The sequence below is a fragment of the Aliidiomarina celeris genome, from assembly GCF_003316875.1.
GTDB lineage: Bacteria > Pseudomonadota > Gammaproteobacteria > Enterobacterales > Alteromonadaceae > Aliidiomarina > Aliidiomarina celeris.
Window position 1 is genome coordinate 1 of record NZ_QMIL01000026.1, and the last position, 367, is coordinate 367.

1 rRNA gene is annotated in these 367 nt (G+C 45.5%); it reads right to left on the reverse strand.

Annotated elements, in window-relative coordinates:
* Positions 1-90: ribosomal RNA gene (locus DQW12_RS13340) — 23S ribosomal RNA — on the reverse strand; the annotation flags it as partial.
* Positions 91-367: the final 277 nt, after the last annotated feature.

The following is a 367-nucleotide window of genomic DNA, read 5'->3' on the forward strand; positions in this document are numbered from 1 at the left end:
ACTGGCTCAACTAGGCTTATCGCAAGTTAGTACGTCCTTCATCGCCTCCAACTGCCAAGGCATCCACCGTGTACGCTTAGTCACTTAACCATACAACACCCAAAGGGTGTCGAACTTGTCTTTTGTGCGCCTGACTGCGTTTCACTCCTCGTTCATTCAGTCATGTACTGATGTACACTCCTTCAATCACTCGTCGCGAGCCTTGTCAGCCACCCAAAATCCTGCGTTCTGCATTGAGGACTCCCCCAATACTGCATGTATCTATTGACATGAACGATACGCCACCAAAGTTAATCTGGTGAGTTATACTTGGCTTGTTCAAACTTCGTTTGTTTCTTTATCAGCTTGTTCAAATTATTAAAGAGCA